Source organism: Streptomyces sp. VRA16 Mangrove soil (assembly GCF_017377775.1).
Lineage (GTDB): Bacteria > Actinomycetota > Actinomycetes > Streptomycetales > Streptomycetaceae > Streptomyces.
On sequence record NZ_JAFVLN010000012.1, the window covers coordinates 233,529 to 249,942 of the forward strand.

A 16,414-nucleotide genomic window follows, 5' to 3' on the forward strand; every position below is an offset into this window, starting at 1 on the left:
CCCGGGTCGCACATCGTGCGCACGCCCTGTCCCCGGCCGGTGCGCGCTGTCACGCTGGCCGCCCCGGCCCGGCCCCATCCCGTCCGGGCCGGATCCCACCGCCCGGGAGGGAACGGCATCATGCTCGTCGGCACCTGGAACCTGGAGAACCTCTACCGCCCCGGCAGCCCCTTCGGGCCGCGCGACAAGGCCGCGTACGAGGCGAAGCTGGCCGCGCTCGCGGCGACCGTCAACCGGTTGCGGCCGACGCTGCTCGGTGTGCAGGAGGTGGGTGACCCCGCGGCGCTCGACGACCTCGTGCAGATGCTGGACGGGCAGTACTTCGTGACGCTGTCCGAGTTCCCCGACGAACGGGGGATCCGGGTCGGGTTCGTGAGCGATGTCGTGCTGAACGTGGTCGCGGACACCCCGGCGTTCCCCGACCGGCTGCGTCCGGTGCAGGTCGACGACAGCGGCCGGACCACGGACCGGGCGGGCCGCGGGGTGCTCGCCGCGCACTTCTCGACGCGGGCGACCTGGCTGACGGCCGCCGTCTGCCACCTCAAGTCGAAGCTGCTCAGCTATCCGGGCGGCAGGTTCCAGCCACACGACGAGAGCGAGCGGGCGCGCTACGGGGCGTACGCGCTGCAGCGCAGGGCGGCGGAGGCGGCGACCGTGCGCGCGCTCGCCGACGTCCTCGTCGGGGAGGACGGACGGCACGAACGGGTCGCCGTGCTGGGCGACTTCAACGACGACACGTCCGCCGCGACCACCCAGATCCTGCACGGCCCGCCCGGTTCCGAGATCGGCACGCCCGGCTTCGACCGGCCGGACCGGGGCGACGCGAAACGGCTGTGGAACGTCGCGCCGCTCATCCCCGCCGACCAGCGGTACTCGCGGATCCAGGCGGGCCGCCGTGAGCTGATCGACCACGTCTTCGTCACGCACGAACTGGTCGGCCGGATCTCCCGCGCCGGAACCGGCGTCCCGGCCGAGGAGGGCGCCGAGCGCCCGCCGCTGCCGTCGGTCGGCGAGAACCCGCACGACCGCAGGGACGCGACGGCGTCGGACCACGCGCCGGTCTGGATCGAGCTGCGGCCCTGACTCCCCGGCTTCTTCGCCGCCTCCCCGGCCCCTCTCCCCCGTTCGCTGAGAATGCACTGTTGTCCGCTGAGCCGTACGCCATCACAATGCTCATGCCAAACCGCTCAGGTCAGGCGTGACGACTCACGCACCAGGTGCACCACTCTCAACTCGGGAGAGGAACCCCCCACATGAAGAAGTCCCTCGCCGGCGCGCTCCTCGGCGTCGCCGTTCTCGGCGCGAGCGCCGCAACCGCCGTCCCCGCCACGGCGGCTGACGGTGCGTCGGCCGCACCGGCCGCCGCCAGAGCCAAGGCGGTGTCCTACGCCGGCACGGTCGCGCTCAGCAACTGCTCCGGCTCCGTCGTGCGCGTCCCGAACTCCCAGCCGACGGACCCGGCCCTGGTGATGTCCAACGGCCACTGCCTGGAGTCCGGTTTCCCCGGGCCGGGCGAGGTCGTGGTCGACCAGCCGTCGACGCGTACGTTCAGCCTGCTCAACTCCTCCGGCAGCAAGGTCGCGACGCTGCGGGCGAGCAAGGTGGCGTACGGGACGATGACGGACACCGACGTCTCCCTCTACCAGCTCACCACCACGTACCAGCAGATCGAGAGCTCGTACGGCATCAAGGCCCTGGAGCTGTCGGCCGACCACCCGACGCAGGGCACGGCGATCAGCGTGGTGTCCGGGTACTGGAAGCGCACGTACAACTGCTCCGTCGACGGCTTCGTGTACCGCCTCAAGGAGGGCGACTGGACCTGGAAGGACTCGGTCCGCTACACCTCCGCCTGCAACACGATCGGCGGCACGTCCGGCTCGCCCGTCCTCGACCAGGCGACCGGCAAGGTCGTCGCGGTGAACAACACCGGTAACGAGGACGGCGAGCGGTGCACGGAGAACAACCCGTGCGAGGTCGACGAGAGCGGCAACGTGACGGTGCGCCAGGGCATCAACTACGCGCAGGAGACGTACGGGATCGTGCCGTGCGTCGTCGCGGGCAACAAGATCGACCTGTCCGCGCCGGGGTGTGCGCTGCCCAAGCCCTGACGCCTGCCGGTGTCAGGCGGCGAGTTCCGCGAGCAGCACGCCGATCCGTTCGGCGTGCTGCTCCGGGACCCGCCCGGTGTCGTCGACCTGCACCGCGCACGCGGTGGTCGTGTCGACGAGCCGTTCCAGCACGACGGTGACGTGCCGCGCGCCGACCGAGTGCCGGGCGACGACGGGCAGTTCGGCGGCGGCCAGGTCGACGGCGGCCCGTGCCTGGGCCAGCGTCCGGTACGCCTCGCGGCGCAGCGCCCACCGCCGCACCCGGGCCTCGCTCCCGGTGGCCCCGCTCAGCACATGCTGTACGTACTGGTGGGCGGCCTCGCGGGCCACCGCGATCCGCACCCGGACCCCGCCCCCGCGCTGCGCCCGCGGCCCCGGCAGATGTCCGGCGACCAGCACGATCGCGCAGGCCAGCAGCGTCTCCGTGATCCGGCTGACGGACGCCTGGGGCTCCCCTCCGACCATGACGAGGGAGAGGACCAGCACGGTGACGACCGCGGTCTGCGCGGCGAAGTGCCGGGTGGCGACGGGGATCAGCGCCCCGCACAGCGCGACCAGCGCGACGAGCCCGGCGGGGTGCGGCAGGACCGCGGCGAGGCCCGCGAACAGGGCCGCCCCCGCGACGGTTCCGGCGGCCCGGCACAGCACGCGCGAGGCGAGCGGCCCGAGGTCGGGCTTGACCAGGAAGACGGCGGTGGCGGGCAGCCAGTACCAGTGCTCGGGGTGCAGGGCCTGGGCGACGGCGGCGCTGGCCCCGAAGGAGAGTCCGACGCGGACCCCGTACTCGCGGCCGGCGGGCCCGGCCGCCTTGCGCAGGACGTCCGCCGGGGTCCTCCCGGACCGGAGCGGGGCGGGCGCGCGGCCCCCGTCGAACACCTCGGCGGCCCGCAGCAGGGCCTCGTCGAGCGCGCGCAGTCCCGCGTCGCAGCGGGCGGGCGCGGGCAGCGGCCCCACCGGCTCCCCGGTGCGCACGGCGACCGCGAGCCGGCGCGGCCCCTCGGCGGCCCGGCCGGGGACCGTCTTCCCGGCCCAGGCCAGCGCGGTGGCGGCCTCGGCGAGCGGCAGCGCGGCGACGTACAGCGCGCGCAGCCTGCGGGCCGCGTCGCCGCCGCCGCGCAGGGCGTCCTGGGCCTGGTCGAGGGCGGCGGTGAGGGCGGCGCGGCGGGCCCGGGCGTCGCCGCGGCCCGCGGCCTCGATGAGCCGGGCGACGGCGTCGTACACCGCGGCGACGGCGACGCGCTCACCGTCGTACAGGTAACCGAGCCCCTTGGCGCGGGGGGCGCGGTTCCTGGGCGACGGCAACAGCACCCGCAGCGCGATCAGCCACCCGGCGCCCGCGACGAACAGCAACCCCCGCTGCCATCCGGCCTCCGGCAGCGGCATCCCGGCGCCGATGGCGACGGTCACCAGCAGCTGCGTACCGCAGGCGGAGGCGACGGGTCCGACGGCGCTGAACGCCCCGGCCACGAGCCCGAGCCCGGCGAACACCGCGACGACGAGCACGGCGCCCCCGTGCAGCGCGGTGCCCAGCGTCATGCCGACACCGCCGGCGAGGGCGGGCCCGCCGAGCCGGGTCAGGGCGGAGAGCCGGGTACCGGGCCGGTCGTTGACGCCGGCGAGCATGGCCCCGAGCGCGAGCAGCACCCCGCTGGACGGGCGCCCGGCGAGAACGGCGGTCAGCAGCAGCGGCCCGGCGGCGAGTGCGCCGCGCACAACGGCGGGCCACGGGACGGGGGCGCGCTGGGCCCGCAGGGCGTGCCCGAGCCAGGGCGGAAGAGGGCGAAGAGAAGGCACGGGGGCTCCTGTCGTACGCGATGGTGCCGGACGACGTCGGCCAGACCTGAACTGGTTGCGGTTCCTCCACCGTAACGGGAGTTCATGGAGGGGAAGGAACGCCCGCATTTCCGCAATGTGACACTTGACCGTGCCCATCGATACCCACACCGAGGCCGATACCGACACCGAGGCTCCGACTGATGCCGAGGCCGAGGCCGGCTGGCCGGACTCTCCGGGCGACACCGCGCTGACAATCCACATCCCCGAGGCGGACCCCCTGGTCCGTACGGGAACGCGCGCCCACGTGACGCTGCTGTACCCCTTCGTCCCGCTGCCCGCGTTCACGGCCGACACGGACGGCGACCTGCGCGCCCTGTTCGCCTCGACCCCGGCGATCGAGCTCACCTTCCGGCACCGGGATCTGCGTCGCTGGCCGGGCGTCCTGTACCTCTCGCCGTCCCCCGCCGACCCGGTCCGCTCCCTCACGAAGGCGCTGCGCGCACGCTGGCCGGAGGCGGCCCCCTATCGCGGCATCTTCGGCAGCGAGGGCCTCGACCCGCATCTGACGCTGGCGAGCGGTCCGGGCACGGACGAGATCCCGGCGTCGGACTTCACCCCGCACCTCCCGTTGCGCGCGCGGGTCACCGAGGTGCACCTGATCGTGTCGGACGGCAGAGGCACTCCGTGGCGGGACGCCCGCTCGTACCCCCTTCAGGCCCCCTGACGGGCCTCCTCCACCACCGCGGCCATCAACTCCCGGGCCCGGTCGACGAGTTCGGCGAGCCCGAGCCCCTGGTCCACCACGAGATCGTCGACCCCGCGCAGCCCGGCCCGCTCCAGCAGCCGCTTCTCGTTGGTGACCCACTCCCCGCGGGCGGCGAGCACGGCGTGCGCGGCCGACGCGGCGGCGACGGCGACGGCCCCGACGACCTCGGTCCGCCCGCCCTTCGGCGCGAACCCGGCCCGCGCGTACGCCAGCGTCGCCTCGGCGCGCCCCCACCACTCACCGGGCGCGGACTCGCGCAGCGCGTCGGGGTACCGGTCGGGCTTCGGGGCGGTGCCGCGCAGGACCCGGTTGACGGCGAGCTCGGCGACGACGAGGTACGACGGGATCCCGGCGAGATGGAACATCAGCGGCTCCACCCGGAACCGCCCCTCCTCGGCCTCGGCGAGGACCCGCTCGACGTCGTCGAGGTCCCGGTAGTGCACGTCGACCCGCCGCCCCTCGACGGTGAACCATCCCCCGCCGTTGAACACGCCGCCGCCCCAGCCCCCGATCTCGGACGCCTCCCCTTCCCACCCGAGCTCCCGCAGACACCGCGGCGCGAACATGCCTTCGCTCCCCCGGTAGTAGACGGCGGTGTCCCAGTCGCTGTCGGGGGTGTGGGTGCCCTGGGCGCGGGATCCGCCGAGGGAGACGGCGTGGGTGCCGGGGAGGGTGGCGAGGGTGTCGGCGAGGTGGTCGAGGAAGGCGGTGTCGTTCGAGGTCGGCATGGAGGGGAGGGTAACGACCGCGGCCGCCGGCCCCTCGGCCACCACCGGGTCAAGCCCCGATCAAGCCCCGCCCAAAGTGACGTATGGGTTGCGAATGCATTCGCTCTGGGCGACCGGCTTGAAGGGAATTGTCTGTCGCCGCGATGCCTAGTGTGGCGCTGCCCGGCAGTCCTGGGCACCGTTCGAAGGGGGCCGGTGATGGAGACGTCGTACGGGGAGCCGAGCGCGCCGCGCCGCTCTCGGCTGTTCGACTACGTGGACGAGGGGCTGCCCGCGCGCCCCTTGGACGACCGGGCCCCGGGCCCGAAACCCGGTGTCCCCGCCTACCCGACGCCGGTCTTCGTCCCGGCCCATCCGCGCGTGGTGGACGCCACGGACGGCGACGGGCGCGCGGTGCGGGTGCCGTTCATCGCGTACGAGCTCTTCGAGCATCCGACCGACGGCACGGTCGCCCTCGCCTTCACGTCGCTCGGCCGGCTCGTCGCCGTGCTCGGCGAGGCCCAGCCGTGGGCCGCGACCTCGCTCGGGCCGTTGGCCGAGGTGATGGCCGAGCACGAGGTGACCGTACGGCTCGACCCGGTGGCGCTCACCGGGGCGCCCCACTGGCAGCCCGCCTCGCTGGCGGCGTACGCGGAGGAGATGCGCTGATGGCGGGTGCCGGATACAAGGTCGTGCTGAGCGATCTGACGTCGATGACCGGGACGTTCCACCGGGAGGCGGCGCAGTACCGGGGGCTGCGGCAGAACGTCGCGCCGCCGGTCGTGAGCGGTGGCGACGGCGGGCTCGACCACGCCGTCAACGAGGTCGCCGATCTCATCGTCGCCCTGCACACCGGTTTCGCCGACCGGCTCGACGACCACGGCGACAAGGTGGCGTACGCGCGCGATTCGTTCCAGCGGCACGACATCGACGTGCACGGGCTCTTCGAGGATCTGATGACGGGAGAGGGGTGAGGCTGCGGTGGGTGACAGCTGGGTCGGCGGTGACATAGCGGGGCTGCGCACGATGGCCGACACGTACAAGGGTGCGAAGAAGCCGTTGGAGGATGCGGTCCGGCCCATCTCCGAGGCCGTCGAGGGGCTCGTCGGCGACGCCGGGTGGACGGGGGAGGCGGCCGAGAGTTTCCGCGCCCAGTGGAGCGAGGACGCGCTGACGGCCGGGGCGTTCGCGAACCTCGTGCACGACGCGGGCGACATCCTCGACACGCTCGTCAGTGAACTGTCGGCGTGCGAGACCGCGCTGCAGAACGCCGAGTTCACGGCCACGCGCAAGGGCGTGCCCATGGGCCCCAGGGGCGTGCCGAACGCGATGATGACCGCCGATCCGCCGAGCGCGGACGACCAGAAGGCGATCGCCGCCCGCACCGAGTACGACACCGTGCGCCGGCAGATCCTGCACACGGCGCAGCACGCCCGGCTGGTCGCGGCCGACCGGCTGCGCGGCCTGTACGCGCAGGCGACGGGGTCCGTGTCGCCGGGTGACAAGACCACGCTGGCCGACTATCTGCGGGGTCTGTACGCCTACGACGCCGAGGACGCGCGGGCCGGGGGCGCGAAGGCGCGCGCGAAGCTGGACGACGCGAAGGCGCAGGAGCGGGCGGCGAAGAAGGATCTGCGGGCCGAGCGCAAGGCGTACCAGAAGGCGGGCAGGAAGCTGCCGGCCGATCTGCCGGAGAAGGGCGCGTACCGGGACGCGGTCAATCGGCTCAAGGGGCTTGAGGACGACATCGCCCGCGCCGATCACGGCAGTACGAAGCTGCCGTACGACCGGGCCCTGAACGTCAAACTGGCCGACGCGGCGGACGCGTTGCGCGCGGGCGAGGCCGCCGAGAAGCTGCCGGACTTCCTCAAGGAGATCCCGGTGCTCGATGTCGCGGCGGCCGGGGCGTGCGGGATCCTCGAAGCCTCCGACGACCACGACAAGGGGTGGTCGTGGCAGCACTCCGTCGCGGTGGACGGCGGGGCGAATGTCGCGGGTCTCGTCGCCGGGACGGCGGTCACGGCGGGCGTGGTGGCCGCGCTGCCCTTCGAGGTTCCGACGGCCGTGGTGGCGGGGGTCGGCGGCGCTGTCGTGATCGGCGCCACCGGTATTATCGATCATTCGTTCCATGAGCACTGGAGTGAGGACATCCACGACCACGGCGTGGTCGGCGGCGTCCTGCACGGCTCGGGGCACGTCCTGTCGGAGACCGGTCAGGACTTCGCAAGGCTGGGAAAGGATGTCTGGGGTGGCATCAAGAGCATCTTCTGAGACCCCGTCCTCGTCGGAGCCGGTCCCGGCCCCGATCCCCGAACTGCCCGGTCTCGGCACCACCTGGTACGAGCGCGGCACCCGCTACCGGCTGCGCCGGATCCGGACGGCCGTGCTGATGGCGGCCGTCATGGCGTTCCTGTGCTTCGCTGCGATCAGCCTGTACGAGGGGTTCCGCTCGGTCCTGCCGTCCGGGGTGCGCGGCGTGTGGGACTGGGCGCAGGTCATCGCCTCCTGCGGGGCGGTGGTGTGGGGGTGGGTGGTGCAGCGGCGCCGTCATCGCGCGGATCTGCTGGATCCGCCGTCCCCCGGGGAGTCGCTGAGCCGCAAGCGGGCCGAGCAGGGGCGTGCCGTCGGACTCGCGTTCGCGGGCCGCGCGCTCCTCGTGCTCGCGGCTCCGGTGATGCCCGCGTTCGCCGCGTTCTGCGTGGGCTGGAGCGCGGGCATGGTCACGGTGCACGAGTTCCCGAGCGAGGCGGGGGCCCGCAAGGCGATGGAGGCGCGGGCGCGGCGCACGTAGCCCCGGGTCCTCGCCCCACGACTCCGCCGCACGCCTTGACGTGTACCCACCACGAGAGCACGCTCCCGGCAGCCCCCTCCCCACCCCCCACGCCGCCTCTCGCGCCAGGAGTTGCCGTGACCACGCAGCAACCGCAGGGCCTGCACACCCACGTCGCGCCGTCCGAGGTCCGTAGGCACCGGCGTCGTGCCGCGGCGGCGAGCACCGTCGGGACCGCCATCGAGTGGTACGACTTCTTTCTCTACGGCACCGCCGCCGCGCTCGTCTTCCCCCACCTGTTCTTCCCCGGGCAGTCCGAGTACACGGGCGTTCTCGCCTCCTTCGCCACGCAGTTCGTCGGGTTCGCCGCCCGGCCCGTGGGCGCGATGATCTTCGGGCATCTCGGCGACCGGCGCGGCCGCAAGTCGACGCTCGTGGTGACGCTGCTCCTGATGGGCGTCAGCACCTTCCTCATCGGGCTGCTGCCGACGTACGGCTCGATCGGGCTCGCCGCGCCGATCCTGCTCGTCGTGCTGCGGGTCGCCCAGGGCATCGGAGTGGGCGGCGAGTGGGGCGGCTCGGTGCTGCTGTCGATGGAGTGGGGAACGGCCGAACGCCGCGGGTTGATGGCGAGCTGGCCGCAGCTCGGGGTGCCGCTCGGGCTGCTCGCCTCGACCGGCATGGTCAAGCTGATGAGCGGCACGACCAGCGCGGACGCCTTCGACAGTTGGGGCTGGCGGGTGCCGTTCCTGGTCAGCTTCGTGCTCGTCGGCATCGGACTGTACGTGCGGCTGCGGGTCCTGGAGAGCCCCGAGTTCGCCCAGGTGCGCACCGAACGCAAGGTGGAGCGGCTCCCGCTGTGGATCGTGCTGCGCGATCAGTGGCGCGAGGTGCTCACGTCGGCGTTCGTGCGGATGTCGGAGCAGGCGCCGTTCTATCTCTTCATCACGTTCGTGCTCGCCTACGGCACCGGTCATCTCGGCATGGCCCGCGGGGACCTGCTCGACGACACGCTGATCGCCGCCGCCATCGGCCTGGTCAGCGTCCCGCTGTTCGGGCATCTGTCGGACCGGTTCGGGCGGCGCACGGTGTACGGCGTCGGGATCGTCCTCGTCGGGGCCTTCGCCTTCCCCTACTTCGCCCTCCTCGACACCGGAGACGGAGGCCTCGTCCTGCTGGCGATCGTGCTGTCGCTGCTCTTCCACGACATCCAGTACGGGCCTCAGGCCGCACTCATCGCCGAGAGCTTCGGGCCGAACGTCCGCTACAGCGGGGCAGGGCTCGGATATCAGCTCGCCTCGGTGATCGCCGGCGGCCCGGCCCCGCTCATCGCGACGGCGATCATCGAGGACACGGGGTCGAGCACCGGGATCAGCTGGTACATCGTGGGGTGCTGCGTCGTCGCCTTCGCGGCCTTGGTGTTGATGCCGCGGCCCCCCGGCTCCGGCCCGAAGCAGGGCTAGGGTCCGCTCACCCCTTCGCGTTCCGCGCCAGCTCCAGCCCCTTCGCCGCCCACCACTGCCCCGCCCCCGGCCCGCCCCGGCACGCCCCGTCCGACTCCCCCGGACGCTTCACCCACAGGTACGCGTCGAGCAGCGCGTCCCCGGTGCGGGTCGTCGGCGGGGTGCCCAGGGCGCGGCCCGGGGGGTTGCACCAGGCGTCCGTACCCTGCCAAGGGCCGTTGCCGTTGCGGCTGGTGTCCATCACGAAGTGCGGGTGGGAGCCCGGTACGACCTTGCCCAGGACGTCCACCAGCCGGCGCCCGTACGCCGACGTCTCCTTGTTCGTACGGTAGTTGGAGACGTTGAGGGCCACTCCGTCCGCCTTGGCCACCCCCGCCGACTTCAACGCGCTCGCCAGGTACCAGACGTCCTGGATCCAGCTCGCGTTGCCCGCGTCCAGGTAGACCCGGGTGCGCGGCAGGGCGGCGAGGCGGGTGACCGCGTAGGTGAGCAGGGCGTGGCGTTCGCGGGCGTTCGCGCCGGGGCAGCCCGCCAGGAGGGAGGCCACCGCGTCGGGTTCGACCACGACGTAGGCGGCGCGTGGACCGATGCCCGCCGCGAAGGAGTCGATGTACGCGCGGTAGGCCGCCGCGTCCCCCGCCCCGCCCGACGAGTGGAGGCCGCAGTCGCGGTGCGGGATGTGGTAGGCGACCAGGACCGGGGTGCGGTGGGCGCGGGTCGCGGCGAGGGTGACCGCGCGGACCGTCGGGGCGGGGTTCGAACCGTTGAGCCAGATCGCCTGGGCGCGCCGGGCGATGCGGTCGATGAGGGCGGCGTCCTTCCAGCGGTGCTGGGCGCGGTACGTCGCCGCCTGGCGGGCCGCCTGGGTGTTCGGGTCCACCCAGAAGGTGGCCGCCGGGCCCGAGGGGGCCGGGGCGGCCGTGGCCGGGGTCACCGTCAGCAGCGCCGCCAGCAGTGCACCGGCGTACAGGGACTTGCGGGGCGTGAGCATGGGCGGATGATGCGCGGGGGCCGGCCTCGACAGCCGTCATGACGAGGCCGGTCACCCCCGGATGCACTCATTCGGCCGCCGCGGCGCCCATTGCTCCCGTTGCTCCCGTTGCTCCCGTTGCCTCCACGGCTCCCGCGGCCGCCCCGTCGCGCTCCGAGCGGCAGATCAGCCCGTACAGGGCCGCCGCCACCGCCGTGCCGATGAACCACGAGTACGCCGCCACCTCGTCGAAGTACGGGACGAGGGCCAGGACCACGGCGAGCGCGGCCGAGGGGACGAAGGCCGCGAGCGCCTTCGGGTTCACGCCGCCCCGGTAGTAGTAGCGCGAGCCGGGGCTCGCGTCGAAGAGGGCCGCCGTGTCGACCTTGCCGCGCTTCACCCAGAAATAGTCGAGCATGATGATGCCGAACAGCGGGCCGAGGAACGCGCCGAGGCCGCCAAGGAAGTAGTTCACGACGTTCGGGTTCGAGTAGAGGTTCCACGGCGTGACCAGCAGCGCCGCCACCGTCGAGATCGCTCCGCCGACCCGGAACGTGATCTTCTGCGGCCAGACGTTCGCCAGGTCGTAGGCGGGCGAGACGAAGTTGGCGACGATGTTGACGCCCATGGTGGCGATGGCGAAGGTCAGGGCGCCGAAGACCAGCACCCAGGTGTTGCCGATCCGCGCCACGAGGAGCGCCGGGTCGGTGATCGCCTCGCCGAAGACCTCCACGCTGCCGGCCGTGACGACGACCGACAGGACGACGAAGGCGGTCGAGTTGACGGGCAGGCCCCAGAAATTGCCGCGGCGGACCGTCCTGTAGTCGGGCGCGAAGCGGGAGAAGTCGCAGAAGTTCAGCATGAGCGTGCCGTAGGTGGCCAGGATCAGGCCGATCGCGCCGAACCACTGGCGGAACTGTTCGCCGGTCGAGACCGGGTGCGGGGTGGTGGTGAGGGAGATCGTCCAGCCGGCCTTCGCCCAGACCCAGACCGCGAGCGCGATCATCACGACCCAGATCGCCGGGCCGCAGAAGTCCTGGAACTTGCGGACCGACTCCATGCCCCGCGTGATGATCAGGAACTGCACCAGCCAGAGGGTGAGGAAGGACGCCCAGCCGAGCGGGTGCAGGCCGAGGAAGGAGCCCTCGGTCCACGACTTCGTCTCCGGGAACGCCGCCAGCACCATCACGTTCACCGCCACCGACGCCAGATACGTCTGGATGCCGTACCACATGATGGCGATCACGGCCCGGATCAGGGCGGGGACATTGGCACCCCAGACCCCGAAGCCGATCCGGCTGACGACCGGGAACGGGACGCCGTGGCGCTGCCCGATACGGCCCATCGCGTTGCAGCCGGCGTAGATGAGGACGAAGCCGATGAGCAGGGCCGTGAAGATCTGCCAGGCGTTGAGCCCGAGCACCAACAGGCCCGCCGCGAAGGTGTAGTTGCCGAGGTTGTGGACGTCGGACATCCACAGGGCGAAGAGGTCGAAGACCTTCCACCTGCGGGCGCCCTCGTCCGCGGGCGCGAGGTCCTCGTTGACGAGACGGGGGTCGGGGGTGAAGCCGGCGCCGAGCGACGCCTTCACCGGTTCGGCCACGGACATGGGCAGCCTCCCAGGGCCTTGAGGGTCCACTTGGGGACCTTCTTTGGTATACCAAAGCGCCGTCATGGTCCCGCTCCCGGCAACTCCCGGCAATGTCCGTGCAGTTACGGCTCGGTAAACCGGTGCGGCGACGATCGGCGAAGATGGGGACATGACGGTCACGGAACCCCTCGGTGCGGTGCGCGAGCGTGTGCTCGGCGCGCTGCGCGACGACATCGTCGGCGGCCGGCTGCGCCCCGGCGACCGGCTGGTGGAGCGGGAGCTCGCCGAGCGGTTCGGGGTGTCCCGGGTGCCGGTGCGCGAGGCCGTGCGGGCCCTGGTCGCCGAGGGGTTCGTCACCTTCGAGACCCCGCGCCGCGCCCTCGTGCGCACCCTGACCCGCGCCGACGTCGCCGAACTCTTCGAGCTGCGCGAGGCGTTGGAGGTCTACGCGGCCGGGCTCGCCGCCGAGCGGGCCACGCGGGAGGATCTGGCGCGGCTCGGCGAGCTCCTCGACCTGGCCGCCGAGGCGACCGGCGCGGACGACGCCGAGACCCTCACCGACGTCAACTCCCGCTTCCACGACCGGCTGCTCGCCCTCGCGGGCAACGGCCTCCTGGTCACCGTCATGCAGCCGGTCGCCGGCCGGCTGCGCTGGCTGACCCGGCGCAACGAGGAGTGGCCCCAGCAGCTGGCCGAGCACCGCGAGCTGTACGCGGCCGTGGCCGCGGGCGACCCGGAGCGGGCGAGGGCGGTGGCGCTCGCGCACGTACGGACCAACTACCGTTCCACCGTGCGTCACCTCTTCGGCGACGCGGACCAGCCGGAACAGCAGACCCAGCACCCAGGAGCCCCGTGCCCACCCTGATAGGCGCCGCCCGCACCCGCCCCTGCACCCTCGTCGTGTGCCGGGGCTGCTGCTGCGGCGACGCCCGCAAGCACCCCGGCCACGACCACGACTGGCAGCTGGAGCGGCTGACGGCGGCGGCCGAAGCCTCCGGCGGCGCGTTCGCCGTCCGGGTCAGCGACTGTCTCGGGCCCTGCGACCAGGCGAACGTCGTCGTGCTGCAGCCGTCCGCGCAGGGCCGGGCCCGCGGCGGCCGTGCCGCGTGGATCGGGTGGTCCATGGGGGACGACGTCACCGACGAGATCCTGGCCTGGGCGCAGGCCGGCGGGCCCGGGGTCGCGCCCGCGCCCGTCGCCCTGGAGCTGCAGTTCATCGAGCCCCAGGGCGAGCGCGTCAGGCGCCGGAACGGGAAGCGGGACCGGACCGCTCGCTGAACCGGTCGGCGGCGCCCGCCAGGTGCTCCGCGATGCCCGGCGCCCCGGCGTTGTGCCCCGCCGAGTCCACCATCACCAGCTCGGCGTCCGGCCAGTCCCGCGCGATGCGCCACGGGATGCCGATGAGGTTGTTGAGGTCGAGGGTGCCCTGGACGAGGACGCCCGGGATCCCCTTGAGCAGCGGCAGATCGCGCAGCACCGTGTCGGGGCCGTCCAGGAAGTGGTCCTGCGCCCAGTAGTGGGCGACGGTGCGAGCGAACCCGTAGCGGAAGACCGGGTCCTGGTAGCGCGGGATCGAGCGCGGCGGCAGCGAGACCAACGCCGTCTCCCAGTCGGTCCAGGCGAGCGCGGCCCGCTCGCGCACCTCGGCGTCGGGCGACTCCAGGAGCCGGTGGTAGGCGGCGGCCAGGTCGCCGTCGCGCTCCGCCTCGGGGACGCCGGCCCGGAACTCTTCGTACGCCTGCGGGAACACCTTGCCGAGGCCGCGCATCATGGTCGCCACCTCCTCGCGGCTGCCGGTGGCGAGGCCGGTGAGGACGAGTTCGGTGACGGCGTGCGGGTGCGTCTGCGCGTACCGCAGACCGAGCACGCAACCGAAGGATCCGCCCCACACCAGCCACCGCTCGATGCCCAGGTGGGCGCGCAGCAGTTCCAGGTCGGCGATCAGGTGCGGGATCGTGTTGACGCTCATGTCGGTGTCGTACGCGGACACGGACGGGGTGGAGCGGCCCGCGCCGCGCTGGTCGAGGAGCACGATCCGGTAGCGCTCGGGGTCGAAGTAGCGGCGGTAGAACGGCGAGGCGCCCGAGCCGGGGCCGCCGTGCAGCACGACGGCCGGCTTGCCTTCGGGGTTGCCGCAGGTCTCCCAGTAGACGCGGTTGCCGTCGCCGACGTCGAGGAAGCCGTGGTCGTACGGCTCGATGTCCGGGTACAGCGAGGGGCGGTGTGGACGGTTCGGATGCTCAGGCATCCCGCGAGCCTATGACGCGGACGGATCCTGCGGCTTGGCGTTGCGCATCCGACCGTACGCGTACACGCAGCCGGCGAGCGCCAGGTCGGACAGGAGCATGTAGCCGATGCTGTACGAGCCCTTCGCACTGTAGATCGCGCCCATCACCAGCGGCGGGACGAAGCCGCCGAGGCCGCCCATGGCGCCGACGATGCCGGTGACGGAACCGACCTGGGGCTGTGGGGTGACCTGGGCGACGAGGGCGAAGACGCTGCCGCTCGCGGTGCCGAGGCCGGCCGCCATGACGAGCAGGTCGATGGTGCCGCCGGGGGCCAGCGGCGGTTCGAAGGCCTGCACGACGGCCCAAAGCGCCACGACGCCCAGTGCCCAGGAGGTGACGACCGCCGGGTGGACGCGGTCGGAGAGCCAGCCGCCGATGGGCCGGAAGACCACGGTGACCAGCGCGAATCCGGCGGCCTTGGTACCCGCGTCGACGGGGTCGAGCTCGTACCAGGTCTTCAGATACGTGGGCAGGTACGTGCCGTACGCGACGATGCCGCCGAATCCGATCGCGTACAGCGCCGACAGCTCCCAGGTCACCTTCAGCCGGCCGGCCTTGCCGAGGCGGTGGCCGAGGGAGTCGGTGGGGATCGGGCGGTTCGGGTTGTCGCTGATCAGGAACCAGGCGACCACCACGTACGCGGCGAGCGCGACGGCGACGACGTAGAACGGCAGGTTCTCGCCGTGCTTGGCGATGCGCGGCGTGAAGTAGCCGGACAGGGCCACGCCGCCCATGCCCATGCCGAAGATGCCGATGGCGGCGCCGCGCTGCGCGGGCGGGAACCAGGAGTTGACCAGCGGGACGCCGATGGCGAACGTGGTGCCGCCGAGGCCCAGCAGGAACCCGACCAGGATCATCGCCAGATACGAGTCCCGGGCCACGGTGACGAGCAGCACCGGGATGATCGTCGCGGCGGTCACCAGCGGGAACATCAGCTTGGCGCCGAACTTGTCGGTGAGGGCGCCGACCGGGATACGGCCCAGCGATCCGACGATGACCGGCACGGCGACGAGGAACGACTGCTCGAACGAGCTGAGGCCCAGGCTGTCGCCGAAGGCGCTGCCGAGCGGCGCGATCAGGTTCCACGCCCAGAAGGTGAGCGCGAACCCGACCGTGGCCACGACGAGGTTGCGCCAGGCCGCGGCCGGCGGTCTGACGTGCTGCGCGGTATCCGTAGGCGTCACGCCTTCACGCTAGGGACGGGTCGACGTCCACTCCTGTTGGGCTGATCCGTTCAGGTGACTTCGCCGCGCGCGCTCCGTACCGACAGGCCCGCCGAGGCGGCCGCCGTGCCGATGACCTCCCGCAGCATCTTTGGAGTGAGGCGTCCCGTGAAGGTGTTGCGCTGGCTGACGTGGAAGCAGCCGTACAGGCCGAGGCCGTCGACGTCGACCCGGGCGCCGTGCGCGAAGCGCGGCCGGGGGCGCGGTACCGCCCAGCCGGCCTCGGCGAACGCGGGCAGCGCCGCCTGCCAGCCGAACGCGCCGAGCACCACGACGGTGCGCAGGGTCGGGCGCAGCAGCTCCAGCTCCCGGACCAGCCAGGGGCGGCAGGTGTCGCGCTCGCCGGGGGTGGGCTTGTTGGCGGGCGGGGCGCAGTGCACGGGGGACGTGATGCGTACGCCGTGCAGGGTCAGGCCGTCGTCGGCCGCGACGGCGTCGGGGCGGGAGGCGAGGCCGAGGTCGTACAGCGCGCGGTACAGGACGTCGCCGGACCGGTCGCCCGTGAACATCCGGCCGGTGCGGTTGGCGCCGTGCGCGGCCGGGGCCAGGCCCACGACGAGCAGCGACGCGTCGTGCGGGCCGAAGCCGGGGACGGGCCTGCCCCAGTACGTCTCGTCGGCGAAGGCCGCGCGTTTCGTGCGCGCGACCTCCTCCCGCCAGGCGACGAGGCGCGGGCAGGCCCGGCATCCGGTGATCCGCTCGTCGAGTGCGCTCAGTCCGTCCACCCGGTCCACCGTAGGGCCGGACCGTGT

The 16,414-nt window shown here is 72.9% G+C and carries 17 protein-coding genes; 10 read left to right on the plus strand and 7 right to left on the minus strand.

All coding sequences use genetic code 11. The features are described 5' to 3' along the window. Nucleotides 1–120 precede the first annotated feature (120 nt). Entirely contained in the window at nt 121–1,083 is a 963-nt protein-coding gene (locus J3486_RS29535; protein WP_207825730.1) for an endonuclease/exonuclease/phosphatase family protein, read from the plus strand. A gap of 170 nt (nt 1,084–1,253) precedes the next feature. Then, complete coding sequence (locus J3486_RS29540; protein ID WP_207825731.1) at nt 1,254–2,108, plus strand: serine protease; 855 nt, start codon at nt 1,254–1,256, stop codon at nt 2,106–2,108. 12 nt (nt 2,109–2,120) lie between these two features. Here J3486_RS29540 and J3486_RS29545 read toward each other — a convergent pair whose 3' ends face one another. After that, nucleotides 2,121–3,902, minus strand: a complete 1,782-nt coding sequence (locus J3486_RS29545) for an FUSC family protein (RefSeq protein WP_307804983.1) — start codon at nt 3,900–3,902, stop codon at nt 2,121–2,123. 130 nt (nt 3,903–4,032) lie between these two features. On the opposite strand from J3486_RS29545, the gene J3486_RS29550 reads away from it, so the two are divergent. Further along, nucleotides 4,033–4,608, plus strand: a complete 576-nt coding sequence (locus J3486_RS29550) for a 2'-5' RNA ligase family protein (RefSeq protein ID WP_307804984.1) — start codon at nt 4,033–4,035, stop codon at nt 4,606–4,608. On the opposite strand, the gene J3486_RS29555 is transcribed toward J3486_RS29550, so the two are convergent. Next, a complete protein-coding gene (locus tag J3486_RS29555) occupies nt 4,596–5,378 on the minus strand; it encodes a nucleotidyltransferase domain-containing protein (RefSeq protein ID WP_207825733.1) in 783 nt (260 codons plus the stop codon). The genes J3486_RS29550 and J3486_RS29555 overlap by 13 nt on opposite strands. A gap of 198 nt (nt 5,379–5,576) precedes the next feature. On the opposite strand from J3486_RS29555, the gene J3486_RS44420 reads away from it, so the two are divergent. The 5 genes from J3486_RS44420 to J3486_RS29580 all read left to right on the plus strand — a co-directional run bounded on the left by J3486_RS44420 (nt 5,577) and on the right by J3486_RS29580 (nt 9,590). Then, the gene (locus J3486_RS44420; protein ID WP_229378770.1) at nt 5,577–6,026 is read left to right on the plus strand and encodes an SAV_915 family protein; all 450 of its coding nucleotides are present in this window, start codon (nt 5,577–5,579) and stop codon (nt 6,024–6,026) included. Continuing rightward, nucleotides 6,026–6,331: a DUF6317 family protein gene (locus J3486_RS29565; protein ID WP_207825736.1), complete on the plus strand. Its 306-nt coding sequence runs from the start codon at nt 6,026–6,028 to the stop codon at nt 6,329–6,331. Before J3486_RS44420 ends, J3486_RS29565 begins: the two co-directional genes overlap by 1 nt. A gap of 7 nt (nt 6,332–6,338) precedes the next feature. Then, nucleotides 6,339–7,628: a WXG100 family type VII secretion target gene (locus J3486_RS29570; protein ID WP_207825737.1), complete on the plus strand. Its 1,290-nt coding sequence runs from the start codon at nt 6,339–6,341 to the stop codon at nt 7,626–7,628. Continuing rightward, nucleotides 7,597–8,148 carry a hypothetical protein gene (locus J3486_RS29575; RefSeq protein ID WP_207825739.1) on the plus strand — a complete coding sequence of 184 codons (552 nt, stop codon included), beginning with the start codon at nt 7,597–7,599 and terminating at the stop codon, nt 8,146–8,148. The genes J3486_RS29570 and J3486_RS29575 overlap by 32 nt, the downstream gene beginning before the upstream one ends. Before the next feature lie 116 nt (nt 8,149–8,264). Then, on the plus strand, nt 8,265–9,590 hold the full coding sequence (locus J3486_RS29580) for an MFS transporter (RefSeq protein ID WP_207825741.1): 1,326 nt from the start codon (nt 8,265–8,267) through the stop codon (nt 9,588–9,590). A 7-nt stretch (nt 9,591–9,597) separates the two neighbouring features. On the opposite strand, the gene J3486_RS29585 is transcribed toward J3486_RS29580, so the two are convergent. Both J3486_RS29585 and J3486_RS29590 read right to left on the minus strand, forming a co-directional pair. After that, the gene (locus J3486_RS29585) at nt 9,598–10,581 is read right to left on the minus strand and encodes a glycoside hydrolase family 6 protein (RefSeq protein WP_207825743.1); all 984 of its coding nucleotides are present in this window, start codon (nt 10,579–10,581) and stop codon (nt 9,598–9,600) included. Nucleotides 10,582–10,648: 67 nt separating this feature from the next. After that, a complete protein-coding gene (locus J3486_RS29590) occupies nt 10,649–12,169 on the minus strand; it encodes an NCS1 family nucleobase:cation symporter-1 (protein ID WP_207825745.1) in 1,521 nt (506 codons plus the stop codon). A gap of 151 nt (nt 12,170–12,320) precedes the next feature. Here J3486_RS29590 and J3486_RS29595 point away from each other — a divergent pair, with 151 nt between their 5' ends. Then, nucleotides 12,321–13,016, plus strand: a complete 696-nt coding sequence (locus tag J3486_RS29595; protein WP_207825747.1) for a GntR family transcriptional regulator — start codon at nt 12,321–12,323, stop codon at nt 13,014–13,016. Further along, entirely contained in the window at nt 13,004–13,429 is a 426-nt protein-coding gene (locus J3486_RS29600) for a (2Fe-2S) ferredoxin domain-containing protein (protein WP_307804985.1), read from the plus strand. Before J3486_RS29595 ends, J3486_RS29600 begins: the two co-directional genes overlap by 13 nt. Here J3486_RS29600 and pip read toward each other — a convergent pair. Genes pip through J3486_RS29615 form a run of 3 tightly spaced genes read right to left on the minus strand, consistent with a single transcriptional unit; the run spans nt 13,389 to nt 16,387 of the window. After that, entirely contained in the window at nt 13,389–14,399 is a 1,011-nt protein-coding gene (gene pip / locus J3486_RS29605) for a prolyl aminopeptidase (RefSeq protein ID WP_207825749.1), read from the minus strand. The two genes, J3486_RS29600 and pip, sit on opposite strands and share 41 nt — an antisense overlap. Before the next feature lie 9 nt (nt 14,400–14,408). After that, the gene (locus J3486_RS29610) at nt 14,409–15,623 is read right to left on the minus strand and encodes a nitrate/nitrite transporter (RefSeq protein ID WP_207825751.1); all 1,215 of its coding nucleotides are present in this window, start codon (nt 15,621–15,623) and stop codon (nt 14,409–14,411) included. A gap of 50 nt (nt 15,624–15,673) precedes the next feature. Next, nucleotides 15,674–16,387, minus strand: coding sequence for a uracil-DNA glycosylase (locus tag J3486_RS29615; protein ID WP_207825753.1), 714 nt, complete (start codon nt 16,385–16,387; stop codon nt 15,674–15,676). Between the last annotated feature and the right edge of the window lie 27 nt (nt 16,388–16,414).

What these genes read in the sequence shown, in the direction of transcription:
- J3486_RS44420 (WP_229378770.1), top strand. Translation starts at nt 5,577, where the DNA reads ATGGAGACGTCGTACGGGGAGCCGAGCGCGCCGCGCCGCTCTCGGCTG.
- J3486_RS29585 (WP_207825743.1), bottom strand. Translation starts at nt 10,581, where the DNA reads ATGCTCACGCCCCGCAAGTCCCTGTACGCCGGTGCACTGCTGGCGGCG.
- J3486_RS29535 (WP_207825730.1), top strand. Translation starts at nt 121, where the DNA reads ATGCTCGTCGGCACCTGGAACCTGGAGAACCTCTACCGCCCCGGCAGC.
- J3486_RS29565 (WP_207825736.1), top strand. Translation starts at nt 6,026, where the DNA reads ATGGCGGGTGCCGGATACAAGGTCGTGCTGAGCGATCTGACGTCGATG.
- J3486_RS29595 (WP_207825747.1), top strand. Translation starts at nt 12,321, where the DNA reads ATGACGGTCACGGAACCCCTCGGTGCGGTGCGCGAGCGTGTGCTCGGC.
- J3486_RS29575 (WP_207825739.1), top strand. Translation starts at nt 7,597, where the DNA reads ATGTCTGGGGTGGCATCAAGAGCATCTTCTGAGACCCCGTCCTCGTCG.
- J3486_RS29555 (WP_207825733.1), bottom strand. Translation starts at nt 5,378, where the DNA reads ATGCCGACCTCGAACGACACCGCCTTCCTCGACCACCTCGCCGACACC.
- pip (WP_207825749.1), bottom strand. Translation starts at nt 14,399, where the DNA reads ATGCCTGAGCATCCGAACCGTCCACACCGCCCCTCGCTGTACCCGGAC.
- J3486_RS29540 (WP_207825731.1), top strand. Translation starts at nt 1,254, where the DNA reads ATGAAGAAGTCCCTCGCCGGCGCGCTCCTCGGCGTCGCCGTTCTCGGC.
- J3486_RS29590 (WP_207825745.1), bottom strand. Translation starts at nt 12,169, where the DNA reads ATGTCCGTGGCCGAACCGGTGAAGGCGTCGCTCGGCGCCGGCTTCACC.